General features: G+C 60.7%; 3 protein-coding genes. 2 read left to right on the forward strand and 1 reads right to left on the reverse strand.

Annotated elements, in window-relative coordinates:
- Positions 1 to 79: 79 nt before the first annotated feature.
- Positions 80 to 1,069, reverse strand: a complete 990-nt coding sequence (locus tag AB4Z11_RS27285; RefSeq protein WP_442028978.1) for an LLM class flavin-dependent oxidoreductase — start codon at positions 1,067 to 1,069, stop codon at positions 80 to 82.
- A 60-nt stretch (positions 1,070 to 1,129) separates the two neighbouring features.
- Here AB4Z11_RS27285 and AB4Z11_RS27290 point away from each other — a divergent pair, with 60 nt between their 5' ends.
- Together AB4Z11_RS27290 and AB4Z11_RS27295 are read left to right on the forward strand one after the other, a co-directional pair.
- Positions 1,130 to 1,861, forward strand: coding sequence for a substrate-binding periplasmic protein (locus AB4Z11_RS27290; RefSeq protein WP_442028979.1), 732 nt, complete (start codon positions 1,130 to 1,132; stop codon positions 1,859 to 1,861).
- Between the two features lie 5 nt (positions 1,862 to 1,866).
- A partial coding sequence (locus AB4Z11_RS27295) for a dipeptidase (RefSeq protein WP_442028980.1) occupies positions 1,867 to 3,303 on the forward strand: 1,437 nt, incomplete at its 3' end.

Raw genomic sequence — 3,303 nt, forward strand, 5'->3', positions numbered from 1 at the left:
TAATACAGGTTGGCGACGATCAGGCCTGCGGCAGTGGCCAACAGCATGACCATGCCGCGGGTAATTGTGTGTTCTTCTTTCATTTAAGCTCGCGAAGGATGTCCGCCACGATCTCGTACGAACGCAGGCGGGCCTTGTGCTCGTACATCTGTGACGTGATCATCAGTTCGTCCGCACCTGTGCTGGCGATGAAGCCGCGCAGCTGGCTGCGCACCGTGTCCGGCGAACCAATGGCCGAACAGGATAGCACCGAATCGAGCATCGCGTTTTCGGATGGGCCGATCTGGTTTCGGTAGTCCTTGAGCGGCGGCGGCAATTGGCTTGGGCGGCCGCTGCGCAGATTGACAAACGCCTGCTGCGCCGATGTCGCCAGCAGCTGCGCTTCGTCATCGCTGTTGGCCGCGAATACGTTATAACCCAGCATGACGTAGGGTTTTTGCAGCTGCGCCGAGGGCTGGAAATTAGTGCGGTACAGATGCAGCGCCTGCATCATCATCTGCGGCGCGAAGTGGGAAGCGAAAGCGAAGGGCAGGCCAAGTTGCGCGGCCAATTGCGCGCCGAAGGTACTGGACCCCAGAATCCACAGCGGCACTTTGGCGCCACGGCCCGGCGTCGCCAGTACGCGCTGGCGCGGGTGGTCGGACATGTAATCTTGCAGCTCCAGTACGTCCTGAGGGAACTCTTCCGCGCTGGCCATCAGGTTGCGGCGCAGCGCGCGCGCCGTGGTCTGGTCGGAGCCGGGCGCGCGGCCCAGGCCCAGATCGATACGTCCCGGATGCAGCGCTTCCAGCGTACCGAATTGTTCGGCGATCACCAGCGGCGAATGATTCGGCAGCATGATGCCGCCGGCTCCAACGCGGATGGTCGAGGTATTGGCCGCGATGTGAGCCATCACTACCGACGTCGCCGCACTGGCGATGCCCGGCATGCCGTGGTGCTCCGCCACCCAGTAGCGATTGAAGCCCCAGCGCTCGCCGTGCTGGGCGAGGTCGGTCGAGTTGCGCAGCGAAGTGCGGGCATCGCTGTCTTGTGCGATGGGCGAGAGGTCGAGGATAGAGAAGGAAGTCATGGCCGCCATGTCAGGGCGTCTACTCACTGTTTCAAGGAAGGCCCTGAAGAGATCAGGGGATTGAGTTACTATCTATTCATGAATGCCTTGCGAACAATATTGCTTGCCATGCTGGCAGCAGGTTCCGTCCATGCCGAGCCGCTGATCGTGCTGGTCGATACCAGCACCGAGATGCCGCTGGCAGATTTTCGCAGGGGGCAGCTGGTGCGGGGCATTACCAAGGATCTGGCCGAAGCACTGGCGCAAAAGATGGGGCGCAAGCTGGAGCTGATGGTCCTGCCGCGCAAGCGCATCGCGATGGCGCTCGATTCGGGGCAGGGCGATATGCTGTGCCTCTATCTGCCGGAATGGTTGCCGGGCCGGTATCAATGGACCCAGCCTTTCTTCCCGCAGGCCGAGCTGCTGCTGACGGCTTTGTCGGCGCCGCCGACGCATAGCCTGGAAGAACTGGCGGGGCGCCGCGTTGGCACCGTGCTGGGTTATCGCTATCCGGAATTTGAACACGTGCTGGGTGCCGGCTTTCTGCGTGACGATGCGCCGACAAACCTGATCAATCTGCGCAAGCTGGCGGCAGGGCGGGTGCAGTATGCAGCAACGATCAAATCGCATTACGATTATCAGCTGAAGCTGGGAGAGCAGATCCGCACCCATCCTCCGCTGTTCATCAAGCAGTACCTGACGCGATGCGCGCTTTCCCACAAGGGGCACGTATCTCTTACCGAAGCCGATGCCGCCATCACGCAGCTGCTGCAAGAAGGTGTCATCAACAAGATCATCACCAACTACCAATAGTGAAAATGCTGAAGAAACTTGCTCTCGTATCGCTCCTCGTAAGCACCGCCTCCCACGCCGCAGCACTTAGCGACGCTGCCACCTCCACCGCCCGCTACGCTCGCAGCACTTACAGCAAGCAGATCGTGGACAGCCTGGCCACCATGGTCAGCTTCAATACCGTGGCCGACCCGAAAGTCGACTTCGACAAGAACCCGCAGCATCTGGGTTTCAAAAAATTCCTGAAAGAGGAAGCTGACCGCCTTGGCTTCGATTACCGCGATGATGGCTACATCGTCGTCATCGGCTACGGCAAAGGCGATGACCGCGTCGGCGTGGTCACGCACGGCGACGTGCAGCCGGTCGATCCATCCAAGTGGAAGCAGTCGCCGTTCAAGCTGGATCGCACCAGCGAGCCAGGCTTGCTGCTGGCGCGCGGCACGGAAGACGACAAAGGCCCCATCGCTACCGCGCTGTATGCGATGAAGGCGATCAAGGACCGCAAGGTGAAGCTGAAGAAGCGTATCGAGCTGTATGTCTATATGGCGGAAGAATCCAACTGGGAACCGCTGGAAGCCTGGCTGAAAACGCACACGCCGCCGCAGGTGAATATCACCCTCGATGCGGAATACCCTGTGGTGATGGCGGAGAAGGGCTGGGGCCTGGTCGGCGTGACGATGCCGCCGGATGCGAAACCGGCTGGCGATGCAAGCGCGCCGCAAATGGTTTCCTACACCGGTGGCTTCTTCGCCAGCCAGATTCCGGAAGATGCACGCGCCACCATCGACAACGCCACGCCGGAGCTGGAAGCACAGATCCGCGCCAAGGCGGAAAAGCAGAAAGGCATGACCTATCAATTCGCCTGGGAAGGCAAGCGCCTGACGGTCACCGGCAAAGGCTATGCCGCGCACTCCTCGAAACCATGGGAAGGCGTGAACGCCATCGCCATGCTGGCCGATGCGCTGGCCGTGCGCGACTGGTCCGGTACGCAAGCCGGCAATATGGTGGACTTCGTGGCCGAGATAGTGGGTACCGGCTTGTATGGTGAGCGCTTCGGCAAGATCGCTTATGAAGATGAGTTCATGGGCAAGATGACGGTGGCGCCGACCACGCTGAAGATGGATGCGGACAAAAACCTCGTCCTCGGCATCAATCTGCGCCGCCCGCGCGGCAAGACCAGTGCGGAACTGGACCAGCAGGTAAAGTCTGCCTTTGATGATTGGTCGAAAAAACGTGGCGTGACCGCGACGGTCAACACGCAGATCGGCGAGCCTTGGGTACAGGACAATGCGCCGCAAATCCCTGTGCTGCTGAACGTGTTTTCCCACTTCACCGGCATCAAGGATGCGAAGCCGATTGCCATTGGCGGCGGCACCAATTCGCGTCTGTTCCCGAGTGCAGTGAGCTTCGGTCCGACCATGCCGGGCAAAGTGTATTCGGGCCACTCCGAGCACGAGTTCATC

Source organism: Pseudoduganella sp. RAF53_2 (genome assembly GCF_052113985.1).
GTDB lineage: Bacteria > Pseudomonadota > Gammaproteobacteria > Burkholderiales > Burkholderiaceae_D > Rugamonas.